At 68.7% G+C, this 21,251-nt stretch carries 16 protein-coding genes; 10 read left to right on the top strand and 6 right to left on the bottom strand.

What is annotated here, in order from left to right:
• Positions 1–26: 26 nt before the first annotated feature.
• From EV648_RS40810 to EV648_RS40765, 10 genes are read left to right on the top strand one after another with little or no spacing between them, the layout of a single operon-like run.
• Positions 27–4,253 carry a PKD domain-containing protein gene (locus EV648_RS40810; RefSeq protein ID WP_132301579.1) on the top strand — a complete coding sequence of 1,409 codons (4,227 nt, stop codon included), beginning with the start codon at positions 27–29 and terminating at the stop codon, positions 4,251–4,253.
• A 28-nt stretch (positions 4,254–4,281) separates the two neighbouring features.
• A complete protein-coding gene (locus EV648_RS40805) occupies positions 4,282–5,526 on the top strand; it encodes a hypothetical protein (RefSeq protein ID WP_132301577.1) in 1,245 nt (414 codons plus the stop codon).
• Positions 5,523–6,542: a hypothetical protein gene (locus EV648_RS40800; protein WP_132301575.1), complete on the top strand. Its 1,020-nt coding sequence runs from the start codon at positions 5,523–5,525 to the stop codon at positions 6,540–6,542. Before EV648_RS40805 ends, EV648_RS40800 begins: the two co-directional genes overlap by 4 nt.
• On the top strand, positions 6,542–7,696 hold the full coding sequence (locus tag EV648_RS40795) for a glycosyltransferase (RefSeq protein WP_132301573.1): 1,155 nt from the start codon (positions 6,542–6,544) through the stop codon (positions 7,694–7,696). The genes EV648_RS40800 and EV648_RS40795 overlap by 1 nt, the downstream gene beginning before the upstream one ends.
• Positions 7,693–8,130 carry a hypothetical protein gene (locus EV648_RS40790; RefSeq protein WP_132301571.1) on the top strand — a complete coding sequence of 146 codons (438 nt, stop codon included), beginning with the start codon at positions 7,693–7,695 and terminating at the stop codon, positions 8,128–8,130. The genes EV648_RS40795 and EV648_RS40790 overlap by 4 nt, the downstream gene beginning before the upstream one ends.
• Positions 8,127–9,176 carry an aminoglycoside phosphotransferase family protein gene (locus tag EV648_RS40785; protein ID WP_132301569.1) on the top strand — a complete coding sequence of 350 codons (1,050 nt, stop codon included), beginning with the start codon at positions 8,127–8,129 and terminating at the stop codon, positions 9,174–9,176. Before EV648_RS40790 ends, EV648_RS40785 begins: the two co-directional genes overlap by 4 nt.
• Positions 9,173–10,477, top strand: a complete 1,305-nt coding sequence (locus EV648_RS40780; RefSeq protein WP_132301567.1) for an O-antigen ligase — start codon at positions 9,173–9,175, stop codon at positions 10,475–10,477. The genes EV648_RS40785 and EV648_RS40780 overlap by 4 nt, the downstream gene beginning before the upstream one ends.
• Positions 10,474–11,811, top strand: a complete 1,338-nt coding sequence (locus EV648_RS40775; protein ID WP_132301565.1) for a polysaccharide biosynthesis C-terminal domain-containing protein — start codon at positions 10,474–10,476, stop codon at positions 11,809–11,811. The genes EV648_RS40780 and EV648_RS40775 overlap by 4 nt, the downstream gene beginning before the upstream one ends.
• Positions 11,808–12,884 (top strand): hypothetical protein, encoded by a 1,077-nt coding sequence (locus EV648_RS40770; RefSeq protein ID WP_132301563.1) that lies wholly within the window; start codon positions 11,808–11,810, stop codon positions 12,882–12,884. Before EV648_RS40775 ends, EV648_RS40770 begins: the two co-directional genes overlap by 4 nt.
• Positions 12,885–12,902: 18 nt before the next feature.
• The gene (locus tag EV648_RS40765; RefSeq protein WP_132301561.1) at positions 12,903–13,580 is read left to right on the top strand and encodes a sugar transferase; all 678 of its coding nucleotides are present in this window, start codon (positions 12,903–12,905) and stop codon (positions 13,578–13,580) included.
• Positions 13,581–13,642: 62 nt separating this feature from the next.
• Here EV648_RS40765 and EV648_RS40760 read toward each other — a convergent pair whose 3' ends face one another.
• From EV648_RS40760 to EV648_RS40735, 6 genes are all read right to left on the bottom strand, one after another.
• Complete coding sequence (locus EV648_RS40760) at positions 13,643–15,235, bottom strand: MBL fold metallo-hydrolase (protein WP_132301559.1); 1,593 nt, start codon at positions 15,233–15,235, stop codon at positions 13,643–13,645.
• Between the two features lie 249 nt (positions 15,236–15,484).
• Positions 15,485–15,715 carry a response regulator transcription factor gene (locus EV648_RS43610; RefSeq protein WP_199235125.1) on the bottom strand — a complete coding sequence of 77 codons (231 nt, stop codon included), beginning with the start codon at positions 15,713–15,715 and terminating at the stop codon, positions 15,485–15,487.
• 188 nt (positions 15,716–15,903) lie between these two features.
• Entirely contained in the window at positions 15,904–16,482 is a 579-nt protein-coding gene (locus EV648_RS40750) for an RNA polymerase sigma factor (protein ID WP_158294212.1), read from the bottom strand.
• A complete protein-coding gene (locus tag EV648_RS40745; protein WP_158294211.1) occupies positions 16,475–17,410 on the bottom strand; it encodes a hypothetical protein in 936 nt (311 codons plus the stop codon). Before EV648_RS40745 ends, EV648_RS40750 begins: the two co-directional genes overlap by 8 nt.
• Positions 17,411–17,730: 320 nt before the next feature.
• Positions 17,731–18,279, bottom strand: a complete 549-nt coding sequence (locus EV648_RS40740) for a GNAT family N-acetyltransferase (RefSeq protein ID WP_132301553.1) — start codon at positions 18,277–18,279, stop codon at positions 17,731–17,733.
• 88 nt (positions 18,280–18,367) lie between these two features.
• Positions 18,368–21,184, bottom strand: coding sequence for a penicillin acylase family protein (locus tag EV648_RS40735; RefSeq protein WP_132301551.1), 2,817 nt, complete (start codon positions 21,182–21,184; stop codon positions 18,368–18,370).
• Positions 21,185–21,251: the final 67 nt, after the last annotated feature.

Here is a 21,251-nt window from a genome sequence, read left to right as displayed (position 1 = left end):
CAACTCGTTCCGACGCGGGAGAGATCATGAACAGACGGCTGAAGCAACTGGCGGCCGGATCGGTCATGATCCTCGCCATGTCCAGCCTGGCGGTGGTCACGAGCGGCTCGGCGGCCGCGGCCGGCACCGCCTACTGGGTGGACAACACGGCGGCCAACTGCAGCGACACCCTGGCGACCGCGGGCACTCAGACAGTGCCTTTCTGCACAATCTCGCAGGGCACCAAGAAGGCGATCGCGCCGGGTGACATCGTGCATGTCGCGCCCGGGACCTATCGGGAGCAGGTCACCGTCAACGCGTCCGGTACCGCCACCGATCCGATCACCGTGACAGGAGACGGGCCGGGTGTTGTCATTCTCGGTACTCGTGCCCTCGGCACGGCGGCCCTGTGGACTGCCACGAGTACGACGGCGTGGAGTACGCCCTACGCGCCGCCATCGCCGCCACGACAGGTCTTCCTGGACGGCCAGCGCCTCTCCGCTGCGGCCTCGGCGACCACCACCACGCCGAACAGCTGGTTCTACGACGCGACCGCCAAGGTCCTGTCCGTCGACGCCGGTGGCGCCAATCCCGGCGACGGCCACCAGATCGAGGCCGGTGCCCAGTCGTTCGGCATTACCGCGAGCAGCCGGCAGAACCTTGTCATCAGCAACCTCGAGGTGATCCGCCCGAACTTCGCCGGCGTCCGGCTGCTCTCCTCCTCCGCGACGACGATCGACCACGTCACCGCGTCCCAGTCGGCCAGCAACGGCATCTTGATCGACACGTCTCCTGGTGGCGGCATCGCTGTCCGCGCGGCCGCTGTGGACGGCTCGCTGTCCACCGGCATCCGGATCGCCGGCTCCAGCGGGGTCGTCGTCACCGGATCGAGCAGCCACCACAACGGTCTGCACGGGATCGGTCTGTCCACGTCGTCGAACAACGTGATCGACGGCAACGCCACCTACGCGAACACCTCGCCCAGCCCGACGGCCACCTCGGCCGGCATCGACGTGAACACGAACTCCCCCGACAACACGGTCAGCAACAACGTGACGTACCAGAACCAGGACACCGGAGTACAGATCTACAACGGGTCCCACCGCGCTCTCGTCGTTCGCAACATCTCCTACGCCAACGGTGACCACGGATTCGACACGTTGGCATCCACCGGAGCGCGCTACCTCAACAACACCTCGTACGCGAACCGTCGCGACGGCATCTCCGTCGAGGGTGTGTCCACCGGCGCCACGCTGGCCAACAACCTCATGGTCGACAACGGCGTCACCGCGAACGAGTACAACCTGTACGTCGACGCCGGCTCGCTGCCCGGTTTCGGCGCCGACTACGACACCGCGTTCAACCACACCACGGCCGCGACCACGAAGGTCGGTGGCACCGTCTACCAGAAGTTGTCCGCCTACGCGGCGGCCAGTGGCCAGGAGAGCCACGGGTCGTCGGTGGACCCCGATCTCGTCGACCCCGCGTCGGGAGACTTCCGGCTGACCGCGGGATCGACCGCGGTCGACTCGGCGAACTCCGCCACGACCGGCTTCCACCCGACCGATCCCGCCGGCAGCCCGCTAGCCGACGACCCGATCGTGGCGGACACCGGTGCCGGCAGCCCGGCGTACGCCGACCGCGGCGCGCTGGAGTTCCAGCCGGTCGCGGGGGCGACGAACTACGCTCCGCACGCGGCGCTGGTCGTGGACCCAGCCGCCGTGAGCACCTCACCGTCGGTCCCGGTCACCGCCGACGCGACCGGCTCCAGCGACGCCGACCAGATCGGCATCGCGACCTACACCTTCGACTTCGGTGACGGCACCGTGGTCGGCCCGCAGGCAGCGCCGACGGCCACGCACTCCTACGCCGGGCCCGGCAGCTACGCGGTTGCCGTGACCGTCACGGACCGAGCAGGGCTGACGGACTCCGCAAGCGCGCAGGAGGTCGTCAGCACGAGACCTGTCCAGACCTACTCGGTGGAGCAGACCAACTCCGCCTGCACCGACGCCGGCCCGGGCACCGCCGCCGCACCGTTCTGCACGATCGGCGCGGCCACCACGAAGCTCCTCGCCGGTGACACCGCGCTGGTCGGACCTGGCCAGTACCGCGAGCAGGTCACGATCACCAGCAGCGGCGAGCCGGCCAACCCGATCACGTTGAAGGCGACCTCGCCGAGCGCGGTCATCGTCGGCACCAACGACGTCTCCGACGCGGCCGGCTGGACCGCCACCGCGACGACGGCCTGGAAGCACACTTTCGCCGTCGCACCGACACAGGTGTTCCTCGACGGTCAGGCATTGCCCAAGGCAACCAGCGCGACGACGACCACGACCAACAGCTGGTTCTATGACGCCGCGACGACGAGCCTGTACGTCGACACGGGCGGCACCAACCCCGCGGCCGGTCACGCGGTCGCCGCGGGCGCTCGCAGCTTCGGCGTCCTGCTGCGCCAGGTCAGCGACATCGCCGTCTCCGGCTTCGCGATTCGCCAGCACAACTTCAACGGCGTCGCGCTGGACCGGACCCAGCGGATCACCCTCGGCGATCTGGACGTCGCCCAGGCCGGGGCTCCCGGCGTCACGGTGGATGCGTCGAGCAACGCGACGCTGACCGGCATCCAGTCGGCCTTCAACCTCTCGATCGGCGTCCGGTTCTTCAACTCCACCGACAGCGAACTGCGGGCTTCGGTCACGCACGAGAACCAGCACCACGGCGTCAGCGTCCAGGGCAGCACACGGGTGACGGTGGCCGGGGTGATCACCTACCTCAACAAGCGGCTGGCGACCCGGATCGCCACCGGCATCGACGTCAGCGCCGCCTCGCAGCAGACGCTGATCGAAGCCAATCTGTCATACGGCAACGACGATTCCGGCGTCGAGGCCTACAGCGGCTCGACCGATACGACGATCCGTCGCAACGTGGTCTACGACAACGGCGACCACGGCATCGACACCTCGTTCGCGCCGACCACGACAGTGCTGTCCAACACTGTCGTCCGCAACGCCACCGCCGGCATCAACTTCGAGGGCGGCTCGACCAACTCCACCAGCCGCGACAACGTGGCGATGGACAACGCCGTCGGCAGCACCCGGACCATCGGCGAGATCCGAGTGGACAAGGCGTCAATCCCGGGCACCACGCTGAATCGCGACCTGGTCTTCCAGACCGCCGCCGGGGGCGCCCTGTTCGAATGGGCATCGCAGGACTACAGCACGATTGCGGCCTTCCGGACCGCGAGTGGGCAGGAGGCCGCCGGCAAGGCCGCCAACCCGAACTTCGTGAACCTGACCGGCCGTGACCTGCACCTGACCAGCCAATCCCCCGCGATCGATGCCGCCGACACCGGTGTGGCCGGCTGGACCGCGACGAACCGCGACGGCACGGCTCCGGCCGACCATCCGACAGTCGCGAACACCGGCGTCGGACCGATCCCGTTCGCCGACCTCGGTGCCCTCGAGTACGCCGGACCGGTGGCCCGCGCGATCGTCTCGCCTGCCACCGGGTTCGCACCGCTGGACGTGACGGTGAACGGGTCGACCAGTGTCGCTCTCGGCACGCCGATCACGGCGTACCGGATCGTCTGTGGCAACGGAACGGTGCTGACCAGCGCTTCCGGAACCTGCCAGTACGCCGCGGCCGGCACGTTCACGCCGACGGTCACAGTGACGGATGAGTCCGGTCTCAGCGACACCTGGACCAGCGCGCCGATCGTGGTGAAGCCGAACGGGGTGCCGACCGCGAAGCTGACCGCCACGCCGAACCAGGCCTACCGGCCGCAGGAGGTGGTCCTCAACGCGGGCAACTCCTCGGACGCCGACGGCAGGCCGCTGGCCAGCTACACGTTCGACTGCGGGAACGGTCAGACAACGGGTCCGCTGGCCGCCTCGTCGTTCACCTGCAGCTACCAGGATGCCGGGACCTTCACCGCCCGGGTCACAGTTCGCGACACTGCCGGCCTGACGAGCACCGCTACGGCCCAGGTCAAGATCCTGGCCGACGTGCCGCCCACGGCCAAACTGATGCTGTCAAAGTCGAGCATCAAGCAGGGCCAGACGATCACGGCGGACGCCTCGGGGTCGACCAGCGTCGACAAGTCCCCGATCGCGACCTACCAGTTCAACTGCGGCAATGGTCCGGCCAAGCCGATCCAGACCGCGCCGACCACCACCTGCACCTACAGCTCGACCGGGACGTTCACGGTCAGCGTGACGGTGACAGACACGGTCGGGCTGGCCGCCTCCGCGACCAAGACAGTGAAGGTGCTCCCGTGAGGCACAGCACCGGACGAAGGGCACAGCGATGACCATCGAAGAGATGTTCCGTCGGATCGTGCGGGCCCACCTCGGGATCATCCTGGTGTGCATGCTGCTGCCGGTGGCCGCGGCGATCGCGTTCCAGTCGAGCAAGCCGGCCGTGTCACTGGCGTCGGTCCGGCTCCAGGTGGTCTCCGGGGCGCCGCGGTCGGCGACCGAGGCCGAGGGGATCAGCGGCCGGGTGCTCGCCTTGGCGACGACACCCAGCCTGCTGGGCGCATCGCTCGAGGAGGCCCGCGCGCAGCGCGACGTGGCCGAGTTCGCCGCAACCCATGTCGCGGCGCAGCGGCTCGGCGAGTCGTCGATCGTCGAGCTGAGCGTCACCGACAAGGACCCGATCGCGGCCGGCCAGATCGTAGCCGCCCTGGCCAGGCGGGTCGCCACGTTCATGAACAATGGCGACCGGGCCGCCTTCAACGCGGCGCTGGCCAAGGTGGACAAGCAGGTCGCGGACGCGACGGCGATCCGGGACAAGCTCGTCCTGCAGTTGAAGGGCATCGCCGACGTCAATGCCCGGGCCGACCTCCAGACCCAGATCCAGTCCGCCAGCCAGTTGGTGTCGCAGCTCAGCACTCAGCGGGCCTCGCTGGCGATCGCGGACGCCAACCGCGACATCGTGGTGCCGGTCGGCACCAAGGCGGAGATCAGCCAGGTGCAGTCGTCACTCCTCCCCCAGGCCGCTCTCGCGTTGCTGCTCGGCCTGATACTCGGTCTGACGGCCGCCGCGATTCTGGAGACGATGCATCCTCGCGTGGCGAGTGTGCGGGCCCTGGCGCACCTGTTGCAGGCGCCAGTACTCGGCAAGTCCTCCGAGGACATCAGCTCCTTGCGCAACACGATGGCGCTCGCGGCCCGGCGCCAAGGCGTCGACGCGGTCGTCCTGATGGGCGCCGACGATTCCGATGCCGACACCGTCAGCCAGTTGCTCTTCGCTCTCTCGGGCTTCTCGTCGGCGCCGTACCGGGCGATGAGTCCGTCACCCGGTGGGATGGAGGACGCCGGCGAGCCGAGTGTGCTGGATCTGGACGCACCCTTCGCCAACGTCCGCTTCACCGGGTTGTCCGCTGTCTCACCACAGGACGAGATGACCGCCGGCGTGGTGGTCGTGTCCGGCGGCACCGTGCTGCTGCGGCGGCTCGACGACCTCGACGACGTCCTCAAGGCAGTCCGCTGGCCAGTGCTCGGCATCGTCAGCGGCCCGGCCAAGCGCCGCTTCGGCAGGCTGGTGTGAACGCCGCACCCGTCGGCCGGACCCTGCTGCACACCGCGGGGCAACGGGTCACGATCGAAGGCCGGGACGACGCGGTCCGCAAGGTGCTCTCGGCAACGGGCGAGGCCGAGACCACCTGCACGGATCCGCCCAATCTCGTGATCTCGCTCGAGCAGAGCCGGGAACGTTTCGACACGCGAGGGAGTGAGCCGATCACTCGCGGCGTGTGGGCGACCCACCGGCGGGAGGCGATCATCGAGAGCGTCGGCGGCTCGGGGTTCAGCCAACTGTGGGCGATCGACGAGGACGGCGTCCGGGTCATCAGCCGCTGGACGCCGTCGACCAAGGAGGCAGCCGCCGCGCGGTTGCTCCCGGCCAGGCACCACGCACTGACCGGGCAGGTGCTCGTGCACTACCCGGCACTATGGCTGGCCATGCAGCGGGGGCTTGCCCCGCTGCACGTGTCGGTCGTCGAGATCGACGGCGTCGCAGTACTGCTAGCGGGGCCGGGTGGTGTCGGCAAATCCAGTCTGGTTTCCCGTGAGCTGGCAGCGGGCGGCCGGGCGACCTGCGACAACCTCGCCGCCTGCGACGGAACCACGGCGTACGGGCTGGCCGAACCGCTGCGGCTGCCCGCGGAGATGTCCGACGCCACGGGTCGCAAGACCTTCCACGGCCGCCGAGAACACGGTTGGGCTACCCGGATGCGAGCACTGCGGCCACAGATGATCGTCGTCCTGCGTCGCGGCCTCCAGACAGACCCTCGGATACGGCACATCAGCGAGGCCCAAGCCACCCGGGCCGTCGTTGCGGGCACGTACGCCGCGGGCGAGCTCCGCCGGTTCTGGTCGACCGCTGCCGTTCTCGCGATGGCGACCGGCTGTGGTCCGGCCCACCCACCGATCGAGGAGGTCGCCGCCACCTTCGCCGCAAGGCTGCCGTGCCTGGAGCTCGACCTTGGCCGGAAGCCCGGGGCCGGCCTGGCCGAACTTCTGCGACCGCACCTCGCTGCTGTCCGCACGAACGGGGTGCACTGATGGCGGGCCGCATCGAGGTCGCGCAGATCGTCACCCGCTTCATCGCCGGAGCGGGCGGCGTCGCCCTGCGCGGGGTGCTGCCGCTGGATCCCGAGCGTTACGCAGTCAGCATCATCACCGGTCAGGGTGGCCCCTTGACCGCGCGGGCCGAGGCCGCCGGATTCCGGGTCGTCCTCGAGCCTTCGCTCGTGTCCCCGCTCTCACCGCGCGCTGACCGGACCGCTCTGCGCAAGCTCACGGACCTCTGCAACGCCGGCGGATTCGACGTGGTCCACACCCACAGCGCGAAGGCGGGAGCACTCGGACGTCTGGCAGCCCACCGTGCCGGAGTGCCGCTGATCGTGCACACCTACCACGGCTTCCCGTTCCACGAGTTCCAGAACCCGATCCGGAAGGCGGCGTACATTGCGATCGAGCGCAGGCTCGCCACGATCACCGACACCGTCCTCGCGATCGGCACCGGGGTCGCCACCGAGGCATTGCGACGTGGTCTGGCCAGGCCGTCCACGCTGCGCACGATCGCACCCGTGGTCGAGGCGGTCACGGTGCCGAAGACCGAAGAGTCGCGGGCGGCCGCCCGGTCCGCGTTGGGTCTCGTGGGACAGACCCAGGTGGTCGGCACGGTGGGGCGGCTCGACTACCAGAAGGCGCCGGAGCACCTGATCACCGCGATCGCCAGGCTGCGGCACCGGGACACGATCGCGGTGTGGATCGGCTCGGGACCAGGTCTCGCCCAAGCACGGGAGCTTGTTCGCCGCGATGGACTGCTGGACCGCTTCGTGTTCGCGGGTGAGCGCTCCGACGTTGCCGGACTGCTCCCGGCTTTCGACGTGTTCGCGATGGCCAGCCGGTACGAGGGGCTGCCCTGTGCTGTGGTCGAGGCGATGCGGTGCGGTGTTCCCGTCGTGGCGACCGCGGTGAACTCGGTGCCAGACCTGGTCGTGCCGGGTGAGAGCGGAGTACTGGTTCCGCCAGGGCGGCCGGAGTTGCTCGCGGCCGCGATCGACGGCGTACTGGACGATCCGCGGACGGCGGAGCGGCTGGTTCAGCACGGGCGGGTGCTGGCGGGTGCGACCTTCGACGCCGCGCGGCTCGCCGAAGTGCTCGACCAGGTCTACTCAGGCGGACGGACCGCCGGTCTGGTGGCGCGATGAGCTTCGCCGAACCGGCCGGCCGGGCCCGGCTCGCGACGTCGCCATGGATGACGCTGTGTCCGCTCGGCACGTTCGAGCTGGATGCCCGCACCATCGACGCGAACGCCGCGGACGAGCTGACACCTGACCTGCCGATCGTCCTCATCGACCAGCGGCCCTTCAGCCGCCGTCGGCTGCGCCGGACGGCACAGCGGCTGTCGATCGAGATCGAGCGCGAGTTCATCGTGCTGCCGTCCCTGCGACACCCGTTGGTCCTGATCGATGACACCGAGGCCGCGGTCCGGCACTTCTGGACCGCGATCGCGACCGTGCCGCCGGGGCTGGCGATCACTGCCGTGCCTGCGTCCGCGCTGCTGGCGCTGGCGCGAACCCTGCCCTGGCGCTGGACCGGCGCTGCCGCACCCGGCCGCGCCCTCGTGGGGAGACGACGATGAGCGAAGCACCCCGGGCGATCCACCCCCGGCCGCGCACGGTGCACGACCTCCTGCTCGCGCCTGGCACTCGCGGCGTCCTGATCGCGGCTTCACGCGATCCGGACGCCAAGAGAACGTTCATCGTCACGCCGTCGGCAGGCACCTTCCCGAGTGGTCCGATCGGCGCGGTGGCCATCAAGATCCCAGCCACCTCCGTCGCCGCGACGGCGATCGAGCGCGAGACGAGGATGCTGCTCGATCTGCGCGACGCCGAACTCGGCAGCATCGCCGAAACCATCCCGCAGTACGTCGAGACCCTCGACAGCGACGGCCGGCCCGCGCTGGTGTCGACCGTCGTGCGCGGCAGGCCGATGAGCGTCGGGTACCACCACTGGATGCATACTGCCCGGCCGCGGGTGGTCGCTGCGGATTTCGCCCTCGCCGGTGGCTGGTTGCGACGGTTCCAGGCCGCGACCGCGGGTGGACGCGGCCGGATCCGCTGGGCAGCGGAGGTCAGCGACCAACTGCGCGATCGGTGGCCTGGCCACCCACAGCTGGGGGCGGCTCTGATCCGGTTGTCGTCGGCCGATCACCGCCTCGGCGACCAGTGCGTGACCCGCACGATGGTGCACGGCGACTACTGGTTCGGGAATCTCCTGGTGAACGACGGCATGATCACCGGGGTCGTCGACTGGGAGGGCGGCGCCGGCAACGGCTGGCCGCTGCGGGACCTGGTGCGGTTCGCGGTCAGCTACTGCCTCTACCTGGATCGCCATACGCGACCTGGACACAGGGTGCTACGGCACCGCGGCCTCCGGCGTACGGGCTTCGGGCCTGGGATCACCTACGGCTTGCTCGGCCAGGGATGGTTGCCGGACCTCGTCCGTTCGTACCTCCGCGATGGTCTCGCGGCGAGCGGGTTGCCGCCCGAACTGTGGCATGCCGCGGCTCTGGTCGGCCTGGGCGAGGTGGCGGCGCAGGCCAACGACGATGACTTCGGCAGCGACCACCTCGAGCTGCTGGCGAGTCTGCCACCGTGGCCCACGGGCCAGCAGGAGCGGGGGTGAGCGGAGTGACCATCGCTGCCCCACAGCGTGCTTCCGGCGGGATCAACCGGCCCGGGCTGCCCCGCGGCGATGTGCTCGCCAGCATGATGGGGCTGACCGTCTGCCTGCTCCCGTTCCTCGTGCCTGCCGGCCCGGGGAACACCGCACTCGCCGATGTCGGGATGACCCTCTGCATCGGGCTCGCCCTGCTCTGGGCGGTTCGCGAGCACCTTCCCGTCAAACTGCCTTATCTGGTGGGAGGTGCGGGCCTGCTGCTCGGCGGGGCTTTCGCGGCCTACGTCGCTCAGGCGCCCGTAGGAGTGGGGCTCGTCCTCGCACAGGACGTGCTGCTGCTGGCGTGGGCTTCGGCGTTGGCGTTGGGCCGCCACAACCCGGCGATCGTGGCGGCCGTCACCCGGGCATGGTGCCGGACCGCCGCGGTCTACTCGGGCGTGATGGTGGCCTCGTACATCCTCGGCATCAACGCGCTCAGCGGCGTCTCGGGCAAGGACGGCGTGCGAGCGTCGTACACCTTCGGCGATCCCAACCTGGCCGGCAACTACCTGGTCGTCTCGCTGTTCGTGATGGCGGCGTGCAAGTGCCCACAATCCGTCGGGGTACGACGGATTGCCTATGCCCTGGTGATCACCGCGATCGGGTTCACCGGCTCCAACGGAGCCATGCTCACCCTGCTCGTCGGGCTGGTGCTCTCGGTGACCGTCACGCGGTACCGGCGGCACGGTGCGCTGGTCGGCCTGACCACGCTCGCCGCGTCGATGCTGGTGGCCGGTCTGGTCTTCGTGTTCGTGATGCCGCGAGTCGACCTGGGGCAGATCCGTGAAGCCGCGGCAGGCAGTATCCCTTTGCTCCGCGACTCCTTCGGTCGCAGCGGCAGCTCTACCAGCGAACGCGCGACGATCGTGCGGGAGGGAACCCACCTCTTCTTCCAGGGCGACGCAACCGGCTACGGGCCGGCCCGGACGAAGGCGACGCTCGCCGCGAACCAGGCGCCGTACGTGAAGGAGGCGCACAACGACTACCTCGCCACGCTGCTCGAACGCGGGCTGATCGGTACGATCGGGCTGTTGGCGCTGGGCATCGCTATCGGTGTCCGGTGCTTCCGGCTGGTCGTCGGCAGCTTGCCTGAGGCCTATGCCGGGCTGGTGCCGAGACCCTGGCTGCTGGCCGTCATCGGCCCGGTCATGGCGACCGCCGCGGGGTTCTACGAGGTGCTGCACTTCCGCCATCTCTGGACCTTGCTCGGCCTCGTCGCGGCCCTGGTGCTCGTCATGCCGGACCAGCAGAAGAAGCGGGCCTCATGACTCGGCGGCTGCGGATCCCTGTGACCGGCGAACTCTTCCGAACGGTCGTGGCGAACACCTCCGCCCGGGCGCTGGCGATCTTCGGACTCACGCTGGCCACGGTGCTCGTCGCACGGACCGGCGGGCCATCGGCTGTCGGCGAGTACGCGCTGCTGCGAATGCTCCCTGGCTTGGTCGGCGTGCTTTGCGTGCTCGGCCTGCCCGGGGCGCTGGCCTACTTCCTCGCGGCTCCGCGACGAAACCTGCCGCGGCTCTGGCCGACGCTGGCCGCTATCGGCCTCGGCGGTGCCCTGCTGGGAACCGTGGTCTGGCTGGTGGCCTCACCGGTTGTCGCGCACGTGTTCTTCCCGCACGAGTCGACGTTGATGATCGCGGTGGCCGGACTCACGGTGCCGACGCAACTGTCGCTCACACTCGGCAAGACGACGCTGCAGGGACTCGAAGACCGCCGGGGCGGCGATGTGGTCATCGCCGCAGAGGAACTGGCATTCCTACCGTGCTACCTGTTGCCGCTGCTGAGCGGCATCCATGGCGTCGCGGCGATCGTGATCGGACTCGGATTGGCGGACCTGGTCGTCGCTGTCGAGGCATGGCGCCGGGCGAGTCGGTTGCTCGGCTGGCGGCGGTTCGGACTGGCTGGCAACGGTTTCGGCTGGTTCGGACGGCCGGACCGGGGACTTGCTGGGCAGGTTGCGTCGTACGGCATGCGGGGTCAGGTCGGCGGCCTCATCACGTTGCTCAACCTCCGGCTGGACTTCGCGATTCTCGGCGCGATGGCGGGACCCGCGGTTCTCGGCAGCTACGCCGTCGCTTCGAAGTACGCGGAACTGCTCAGACTGCCCGGCAATGCCCTGACCTGGGTGTTCTACCCGCGGCTTGCGAAGCTCGGGCAGAGTGAGGCCGCGTCGACGGCCCGGCGGATGATCCGGCCGACGCTGATCGGGATCGTCCTGGCCGCGCTACCCATCGCGCTGCTGACGTCGCCGGTGATGCGGCTGCTGTACGGCGCGGAGTTCGGCCCGGCAGTAATTCCGGCACGTGTGCTCCTGGCAGGCATGTTGCTCGCGGGGGCCTCTGGAGTCGCCAGTGCATACTTGTACGGACGTGGCACTCCCGGGCTGAACTCGATCGTGCTCGGCATCGGCCTGGTGATCACCGTCGTACTCGACCTGCTACTGATCCCCGCACACGGCGCTCTGGGTGCGGCCATCGCCTCCACAGCGGCGTATCTGGCCACGGACGCGCTGCTGATCGGGTTGCTGCTGCGGCTCAGCGGACGCGCCACGCCTCGCCACAGCAGAACCGCAGTACCAGCCAGTGAGGTGTCTTCATGAGGTTCGCCGCCCCGGCCTTGGCCGTGCTCATCCTCATCTCGGGATGCTCCAGCGGGTCTCCCGAGGCCAACCCGACCAATGCATCACCGGGCATCACCAACACCTCCGTGCCCTCTCAGCCGACCGGCGGACCAACGCCGTCGTCACCTTCGGCAGCACCGGCCCCGGCTCTCTCGGGCGACCGGTATGCCGACCTGGCGAATGCGCTCCACAAGCGAGGTGTCGCCATCTGGTGGGAGACCGACCTCGTCGCGCGCTGGCTCGAAGGGCCGGCCGCGTTCGACGCGGCGATCGCGAGGCTGGGAGAGCTCGCGAAGGAGCCGGGGGTCGTCGGTTTCAAGGTCTCCGACGAGATCGGCTACAAAGACGGCCTGCAGTCGATGGCGGAAGCGGCCGAGTTCCTGAAGGCGGCCAAGACCCGGCTCGCCCAGGTTGCTCCTGGCAAACAGTTGCTGGTGGACGCGATCGTGCCCGAGCTCGGTTGTCTGCCCTGGCGCGGGAGCAACCAGCAGGGCTGCGCCCAACGCGTCCGGCTGAAGTACCCCGCGGCGACGGCGGCGGCGCTCGAGAGCTACCTGCGGGCCAAACTGATCGACCGGCTCGACCTGAGCACCGGCCTGCTCGAGGACGCTACCTACGCCAAATGGGGACTGACCAAGCGCGAGGCTCAGACCGACGCCTGGAACCGGGTGAAGGCCCAGGGGTGGCCGCAGCTCACCATCCTCCAGGCCCGGAAGGCGCTCGCCGAGCCGGACGGCTACCAGGGCGACGCGGGACAGGCGAGCGACGACGCGGCCACCTACGTCGACGTACCAGTCGCGGCCGGGGCGCGGGCGGTCGACATCTGGACCTGGCGCCAGCAGTACCAAGGAAATATCGTCAGCCTGCTCGGGCCGGGCCTGTCCCCCAATCCACTGTGGTCCGAACTGGTCCGCCGCCGCGGCGAAGGCCGGCAGCTCGCCACCCACATGACCCCGTCGCAGATGCCGACCGACCGCGTGGCCTTCGCCCACGAATGCGACCTGGCCGCGGCGGCCTTCTCCGCTGTCTTCGTCGCCGCAGGTACCGGCTGAACGAAGAGGAGCCCACCCATGTCCCTGATCGCCCGAGCCCGCCACCGTTCTGTCGCGCCCGACGCTCCGTCCGTCGTAGGGCCGGGACGTCGCGTGCTGGACATCGCTGTCGCGTCAGTCCTGCTGATCCTGGTGGCGCCGCTGGTCGCGGTGATCGCCGTGCTGATTCTGGTGACGAGTGGACGACCGGTGTTCTTCAGCCAGTCGCGGGTCGGCGAACACGGGCGACGGTTCACGCTTCACAAACTGCGAACCATGCGGGTGGTTGCCTCAGGCCCCGAGGTGACGGCCGCGACCGACGTCCGGATCACCGCTCTCGGTGCCTTCCTGCGCCGTACTGCGATCGACGAGCTCCCCCAACTCTGGCATGTACTCCGCGGCCAGATGACGCTGGTCGGTCCACGCCCTGAGAGCGACGCCCTCGCCAGGCGTTATCCCGCGTCCTGCCAGTCGATCCTCCTGGCTCGCCCCGGGCTGACAGGTCCCGCCCAGCTCCACTATCGCGAAAGGTCCGCCGTCCCACCGCCGAACTGGTCCGACGTCGAGTCCTACTACTTGCAGGTGCTTGTTCCGCTCCGGGTGGCCGCAGACCAGGAGTATCTCCGTCGCCCCACGCTCCGGCGGACTCTTCACTACCTCGTCCTGACCGCGCTCTTCGTCAGCGGCCTGGTGGACGTGCAACGCCCTGTTCAGTAAGCCCCTCCACCCAAGGGCGGGGCGGCCGGATCACCCGGCGGCCGCGCTCTGCACGTCTGAAGTCAGACTGCTTCGTCGTAGGCCACGTCGCGTTTGACCTGCAACGGGTCGCAGCGGGCGTTGAGGCAGTCGCCCGTCGTCAAGTCGAACTCGAAGTTGTGCCCGAGGCAGCGCAGCGCCCCGTTGACGACAACCCCTGTCTCGGCCAGGTCCTCGCCGGCGTGTGGGCAGAAGCGGCTGACCTGAACCCTCTTGCCATCCACCGTGATCTCGATGGTCTCCTCGGGATCACGGGCCGCCTCGAATTCCTCCACGGCCCGCAGCGCGGCCCGGTCGGCGTGCTTGAGCAGCCCGACGAGGTAGTCGTTGTAGTGGTCGGGCCGGCGGCGTGCGGTGAAGCGGAGCGAGAGCAACAGTTCCTCCCACCGCGTGCGTCCGGACACGACACCATCGAGCCAGCGACCGTCCAGGATCAGCCGGTAGTCCGCATGGCACCCGCCGCCGTCCAGGTCTACGCGCACGCGGTCCGGGCCGATGTGAGCGTCCCAGACGCCACCGCCCGGTCCCGACACCTCGAAGCGGACGTTCATGCCGATCCGAGCCAGGAAGTACTCGGACAGCGTGCCGAGTGACTCGAAGTGGGCCTTGAACCTCTCGGGCAGACCGGGCGCGGGTGGTGGGTTCGCGGCCCAGACACCATCGATCGCTGCGCGCCGGCGATCGGCGTACTCACGCAGGTAGCGACATCGAGCCTCCGGACCCGCAGCGAGTGAGAAGTCCTTCCACTGTGGATCTCTGGTGACCTCGAGGTTCCCGAGTTCCACCTGATCCCCGGGAAGCAGACACACGCCGGGCTGCTGGGGCAGGCGGTCCGCGAGCCAGGCGAGTGCCTCGCCCTGGTCGGGAAAGATCCCGCCCGGCCGCAGGCCGCTGTTGAGCTCGAACAGGTCGTCGTCGAGGAAGCAGGGCGGACCGGCGTACGGCATCACCAAACGCGGCTGAACCGAGCGGACCAGCCGGGTAACAGCCTTGAACTTGCCGACCCGCTTGATCGTGGAGATCCGCTCGCGCTCGACCTCGTCGTACTCGTACCGGACCGGGTGCCAGCTGGCACCCGACATCTGCGCGCCCATCAGGTCGAAGGGGCCACCGGCCTCGGCCATCGCCCGTCTGGTCTGCGCGAGCGAGATCCGCGCGTCGTTCGTGTGCAGCACGCTCCGACCCGCCACCTTGATCAGCACCGCCGAGTCATGGCTCATCGGACACTGCTCTGGAATCACCGTCACCCAGTCGTCCGGGTCATCGCCGAGCGGATACCGCTGCCAGGCGTCCAGAACGACGACCCGGGTCCGACCGATCGCGCGGAGCCGACGCTGCATGATCGTCGACGGGTAGCGCGGAATCACCACCGGCACCTCCGGCGGGAGTCCTGCGATCACGTCCAGGTCAAGGTGATCCAGGTGCTCGTGCGAGACCACGACCAGGTCCACGTCGAGCAGGTCGGGGGTGAGTAGGTGCGAGTTGTCCGGGAACGGGAACCAGGCGCCGAGAAAGGCACCTCTCTGGGACAGCCAGGGATCGGCCAGTAGACGAATTCCGGGCGCGTCCAGGCGCAGACCGGCATGACCCAGCGCGGTGACCATCGGCTCACTCATATCCCAAGGCTCCCCGGCGGTCACTGCCCGATCATCACCCGCTTGCATGAGAACACCTACGCCGTCTAGGCCAGGTACAAACCGGCCCCACCGATGCCGCCCAGGACAGACCTGCGATCACCAGAACCCGGTCTTGGGATTCCTTGGCCACGAGTGGTTCGTCGAGCGCGGCCGCTTCCCCACATACTCGCTGACGACCTCTTCGCGTCATCCAGGCTGCGCTGACAAGCCCGGCACGGAAGGCGAGTATCACCAACTCCACGGGTCCCGGGCATCGAGTTTCGTCAGGAGATGTGCGACGTGTGTCTTGGCAGTACCCGGCTCGATGTGCAACCGCCGCACGATCTTCGCGTTCGACAACCCTTCGGCCACCAGGAGCAGCACCTCCTGCTCTCGATCGGTGATCGCCGGCAGCCGAACCGCGGGCCGGACCTCGCGCAGCGCCGGCCCGGCCGCGATCACTCGGATCGCCTCGAGCACCTCGGTCGGTGGGTGTCCTTCAGCAGGAGGCTGCTCGCCCCGCCACGCAGCGCGGCGTAGACGTATTCGTCCAGGTCGAAGGTGGTCAGCACCAACACCCGCGCCGCCGACGACCCTGTGATCAGCCGCGGCAGCGCGCACCACTTCGCATGGTTGAAGTCCGGAGGAACGTGAGGTGGTCGCTGCGCTCACTCGAGGGTGGCGTCCTCGAATCCTTCCGCGGTCAGTTGTTCGCCGATCCGGCGTAGGGCGCTGCGTAGCCTCCATTTGGCCGTGCCCTCGGGGATGCCCAACGCCTTGGCGACGTCGCGGTAGGTCAATCCGTGGTAGTAGGCCAAAAAGATCGCTTGCCGGTGGGGCGTCGGCAGATCCTCGACAGCCTTACGGACCTGCTTGTACGCGGTAGAGACCAGCACGTCGTCCTCGAACCCGCTCGACGCCAGTTCCACAGCGGTCGGGCTCAGGTCTGGCCGTGTACGGCGGCGCCGAGTCCAATCGATCCCGCGCCTGCGCGCGAGCATGCACAGCCAGCCCCGTAGCGGGGCACGCTGCGGGTCGAAGCGCTCCGGCCGCCGCCACAGCTCAACGAAGACATCTTGCACGATGTCCTCGGCCGCGCCTTGCTCCCTCGTGATGTGCAGCGCCACCCCATACACGACCGGACCGTACGTGTCGTAGACCTCGGCCAGCGTTCGTTCGGAGCCTGCGATGAGTGCATCACGTATCCGAACGTCGCTCTCGTCGGTGGACTCAGGCACGTCAGTCACAACCCATCGTCGCGGCCACGGTGAGGAAGTCGTTCGCAGCGCTGGAGTCCCCGTCGATCTCTACCTCCGCCGATGGTGCGATGAGCCTGCCGGCCAGCAGGCGGCAGAAGCTCACCGCCGGCAATGACAGCTCGACGACCACGGTCCCGGGCGTCGGACTCGCCGCCGACAGGTCGACCAGCCGGGTACCGCCGCCGACACCGGTCAACACCACCCTCATCGCCTTGTACGGGTGGGCACGCCCGGCGGACTCCATCGCGGCTGAAATCAGTCGCAGCGCGAAGTTCACGATGTCGGATACCTGCTGCGCGCTCGGCGTCTGCGGCGCCAGGCGCAGGGTGGCACGGATATCTTCGGCGTGAATCCAGGTCTCAAAGCCTCGCTGGATCAACGCCTCGCGCACCGGGCTTGCGATCCCCATGCGGCCGGCCAGCCGGACCTGCCGATGCAGCACCCCCGCGCCCTGACGGGCCACGACGTCCAGGATGGCGGCCGCCTGCCCGCGCCAACTCAGGCGAATGTCTGATTCTGACGGCAGATCACCTTGTCCGGACGGGTCCAAGCCGGCCGCGGCTGCGATCAGCTCGTCGTTGCTCCGAAGGTGCAACATCAGGTCGCGCACCGATCGGTGCGGCCCCGTCGCAAGCAGCCATTGCGGCTGCGACAGCCGGCTCAGTAGCCGGTCCAACTCGGCGACCTGTACCCGGTACGGCTCGACGAGCCGGCGAACCTCGGCGCCGTCGCCAACATCGCCGAACTGGTCCACATCCGGAACCCCGCCCGCATCGGGGATAGCGTGGCCGGCGACGGAAGCCGGTCTGACAGTGGGCCGGCCGGCCGGTCGCGTGGCGAGTGCAGCGGACAGTGTCCGCGAGCGCAACTCGGGAGCCGGCCCCCTGGCGGTGGTCACGCCGATCCACTCGGCCACCCGGCTCAACTCGGCGATCTCGGCCGCACACGTCGGGCAGCGGCTAGCGTGTTCGGCGACCGACCGCGCTTCGTCACGCGGACAAGCCCCGATCACGTACGCGCCGACAAGATCTTTGGGGTGGTCGTCGTCGGTCATGTCGATCTCCAGTTCGTGTGAGTGCCGCACGTATCGACTCCTCGTGGCGGTCCGGTGCGTTGGTGTTCTTCGCACTGCACTCCGCCTGGTTCGTGCTGCGTGATCCCGAGATCACCGACGGATCGCGGCGCTCGAGGTCGCGCTGGTGGATCTGGTCGATGCGGGTAGGCCGGCGCCGCGGCTTACGGTGACGTGAGGTCTAGTCGGAGAGCGAGCAGGTTCACCCCCGGCTGCATCGACCAGTCCCGTTCCGGCACCCGGACGAAGCCCAACCTCGCATAGAGCCGCTGCGGCACCTGGGCGAAGTCACGCGTACTGATGATGATCGCCGAGGCGCCTACTCGGACGGCCAGGTCGCGGCACGCACCGACCAGTGCCGCGCCGACTCCTTGACCCTGGGCCGACGGCGAGACCGCGAGCATGCGGAACTCGGCCTCGCCTGGGCGGGCGAGCTGGGCGTACGACGATCCGGGCAGTGCGAAGAGCACTCCGCCCACGATGTCGCCCGCTGCGTCGACCGCGACCAGAGTCGTGCCCTGGCTGGCCCGGCCGGCGACGTTCGCCAGGTTCTCGGCGTAGTCACCGGTCGCCTCGTTGAGCTGACCGTCCGCGCGATAGGCAGCGACGGTGAGCCGACCGACCGCCTCGAAGTCGGCCGGTTCGGCGGGCCGGATCATCACCGCAGCGGCGCGTCGGGCCGACCCGGCTACAGTCTTTGAAACGGGACGCATCTGATGATCTCCCTGTGCGATCTGCTGGGTTGGTGCCGGCGGTCTGGACCCCGCCGGAGAGGCGGGGTCCAGACGTCCATCTATGGAGCTAGCTGCCCGCCGGAACGAACGTCGTGATCGAGTCAATGGCCCCGATGAGATCCAGCGGGGACTGCCGGACCGGATACGTGTCGTTGGTGAGCCAGCCAGGCAGCAGGTTCTGCTCGAACTTGCTGCCGAGGTCCTCGCTGGTACCTGTGACCTCCGAGCTCACCGACCGCCAGCCATCCGAGGTCGCCTGAGCGACGAACCGGCGGTGCGGCACGAACGTAGAGGTGAACTTCTCCGGCGTGTCGGCCCGCACCAGGTGTCCTGCCCCGTCGGGCGCGTTGAAGCCACCGTCGACAGGGATGCCGGGCAGGCCGGGCAGCGGCGAGGTGAACCTGTTGCCCTGCGACGGGATCGTGAACGGCGCGCCGAGCACGGAGGGGATCGTGATCCGGTGCAGCTTGCCCCACCGGTAGTCCCTCTGGTTGGTCGAGTTGCCGAACGCCGTCTTGAAGTTGTCGCCGGCGGCCAGAGTGAGCGCGTCACCGACGCTCTTGAGCACCAGGAAGTCACGCCGGTCGGCCGCGTCGGTAATCCCCGGCACGGCGAAGAAGTCGATCCCGGACCGACCCACGCCCTTGCGGGTGCCGAAGTCGAGCAGAAGCTGCCGCAACGCCTTGACCGAGTCAAAGTCGCCGGTCGGCAGCGGCGGCGAGACCTGCGGGACGTGCCGGTCGATCACGTTGACGGCGATCCGGCTGCGCCACAGTCCGTAGATCGTGGCGGCCGCGCTGTTGTCGATCTCCTGCTGCGATGGCTTGCTGAGCTTGCCATCGACGTCGCTGGCGTCGTACCCCTCCGGGATGCCGGTCGGGTAAGTGAAGTTCCACTTGGCGAGCCGACCGACCGCTTCGACGATGCGCGGGTCCTTGGCCAGCGCCGCCAACTCCGGTGTGGAGCTGCGCTTGGCCCTGTCCAGCGCGTTCGAGATGACCGGAGTGAAGAACTGCCCGTCCAGTGATGTCACGTCGGCCTGCATGTTTACTACGTCGGCGGCGGTGATCCGACCCTTGGCGACGGCGGCCTTCACCATGTCGGTGATGCGACCGGCCCGGAACCCGTTGTGGAAGAAGCCGAGGTAGGCGATGCCGCCTCCCGGGCGGAGTTGGTTGAGGACGTTGTTGTCGAAGGAGTTGGCGGTCGGGTCGTTGTTCGCCGACACAATGAATCCGGCAGGCGGGTTGACCACCTGCGGCAACTCGCTGAACGGCACGATCTCGTAGGGCAGCGACTGGCCTCGTTGCGGGTTGGTGACCGGGAGCCACTCGTTGCCACCGGTCCCGTCGCGCAGCAGGTACGGCGGGTTCCCGCGGACCATCCCGGCCTGCAGGTCCTCCCGAACCGGCACCTCGGAGTTGGTGAAGTACGCGATGTTGCCCTTGGTGTCGGCGTAGATGAAGTGCTGCCCGCCGATGTCGAAGTACTGCATCGCGTCACGGAAGTCGTCGACGTTGCGCGCGAGACTGAAGCGCCGGAACGCCTCGAGTTCGGTAGTCGGCGACCACCCGACGTACTGCACCGACAGCGCGGTGCCCGCCGCCAGGTTGACTGCCACCAGCGGCCCGTTGTTGCGGCGGGGGACGATCAACGTCTTCGCGGGGATCGCCCCGCCTGCGGGGACATCGTTGAGCACGTCCTGCTGCCCCGGTGTGCGCGGATTAACTCGGTACTTCTCGTCGATGGCCACGACCGGCTCGAGCTTGCCCTGATACATCGTGGACAGCCCGCTCGGGGACGCCGGGTCGGGCTGGATCTTCTCGGTGTACGTGTCCGTCACATCCACGAAGTGCTGGGTTGCGCCGTACGCGATGTCCCGGTTCTGGCCGAGAATCATGTACGGGGTACCCGGGAGGCTGTCGCCCTGAATGTCGAACCCGCCGCCTTCGAGGTCGATGGGTAGCAGCGTTGACGGGGCCTCCAGGGTCAGGTGCGGGTCGCTGGCCAGGATCGGTTTGCCGGTCGCGGTGTGCTGCCCGCCGATGACCCACGAGTTCGACCCGCGCTCGGCGTTGCGGTTCATCGCCTCGACAATCAGCGGTACCTGCTGGGCGCGTTTGAGGTAGTCGGCCGCCAAACGCTCGGCGTCGTCCGACACGCCGATGCTGCCGCTGAATGCCGGGTTCCGCGTTCCCGGGCTGGCCGCCGTCGCGGTCGAGTCGATCACCGGCGACGCCGTGTTGAACGGCGCGAACGGGAACACGTCCTGGAACACCGCGGTGTGACCGTCGAGACCGGCCGCGCTGTACCTCTGCACGGCCGTGGTCCGGTCGATGTCCAGGTCGAACGACAGACTGAACGTGAGCGTCTTGTTGATGACCAGGCTGTCCACCACAGTCCACGGCGCGACCTTGGTCACCTGCGCCGCTGCGTACTGCGACGGCAGCTTGTTCCGTGCGATCCACGCGTTCACCCCGTCGGCGTACGCGCCCAGATCCGCCTGGGTCTCGGACGACAACACCGACAGGCTGCGCTCGACGGTACGCCGCAGCCCGAACGTCCGCAGCTGAACATCGCTGGGCAACGCGCTGCTGCCGAGCAGCTCGCCGAGCGTACCCGACCCACGCCGGCGGAGCACATCCATCTGGAACAGCCGATCGTCCGAATGAACCCAGCCCTGCAGGAAGAACAGGTCATGCGAACTTTGCGCCTTGATATGAGCGATCCCGTCGTCGTCACGGACCACGGACGCGGGGGCGTGCAGGCCAGGGATCTTGACCAGGTCGATGACATCCGCGTGCCCGCTTGGTGCCTGTGGCACAGCGAGCGCTCCCGCGGCGAGGACGCCGACAGAGAACAGAGCGACGCGCGATCTGGCCATCAGCAACTCCTTTACCTCTGAGTATGTGATTGACCGGATGTCCCGGTCATAGGTTGTTCGCGCGGAA

Source organism: Kribbella sp. VKM Ac-2568 (genome assembly GCF_004345365.1).
Taxonomy (GTDB): domain Bacteria; phylum Actinomycetota; class Actinomycetes; order Propionibacteriales; family Kribbellaceae; genus Kribbella; species Kribbella orskensis.
This window is presented reverse-complemented; position numbering and strand designations above follow the sequence as displayed.

Excerpts from the sequence above, each read along its gene's own strand:
- EV648_RS40810 (WP_132301579.1), top strand. The coding sequence starts at position 27 with ATGAACAGACGGCTGAAGCAACTGGCGGCCGGATCGGTCATGATCCTC.
- EV648_RS40805 (WP_132301577.1), top strand. The coding sequence starts at position 4,282 with ATGACCATCGAAGAGATGTTCCGTCGGATCGTGCGGGCCCACCTCGGG.
- EV648_RS40795 (WP_132301573.1), top strand. The coding sequence starts at position 6,542 with ATGGCGGGCCGCATCGAGGTCGCGCAGATCGTCACCCGCTTCATCGCC.
- EV648_RS40790 (WP_132301571.1), top strand. The coding sequence starts at position 7,693 with ATGAGCTTCGCCGAACCGGCCGGCCGGGCCCGGCTCGCGACGTCGCCA.
- EV648_RS40785 (WP_132301569.1), top strand. The coding sequence starts at position 8,127 with ATGAGCGAAGCACCCCGGGCGATCCACCCCCGGCCGCGCACGGTGCAC.
- EV648_RS40775 (WP_132301565.1), top strand. The coding sequence starts at position 10,474 with ATGACTCGGCGGCTGCGGATCCCTGTGACCGGCGAACTCTTCCGAACG.
- EV648_RS40770 (WP_132301563.1), top strand. The coding sequence starts at position 11,808 with ATGAGGTTCGCCGCCCCGGCCTTGGCCGTGCTCATCCTCATCTCGGGA.
- EV648_RS40765 (WP_132301561.1), top strand. The coding sequence starts at position 12,903 with ATGTCCCTGATCGCCCGAGCCCGCCACCGTTCTGTCGCGCCCGACGCT.
- EV648_RS40760 (WP_132301559.1), bottom strand. The coding sequence starts at position 15,235 with ATGAGTGAGCCGATGGTCACCGCGCTGGGTCATGCCGGTCTGCGCCTG.
- EV648_RS40740 (WP_132301553.1), bottom strand. The coding sequence starts at position 18,279 with ATGCGTCCCGTTTCAAAGACTGTAGCCGGGTCGGCCCGACGCGCCGCT.
- EV648_RS40735 (WP_132301551.1), bottom strand. The coding sequence starts at position 21,184 with ATGGCCAGATCGCGCGTCGCTCTGTTCTCTGTCGGCGTCCTCGCCGCG.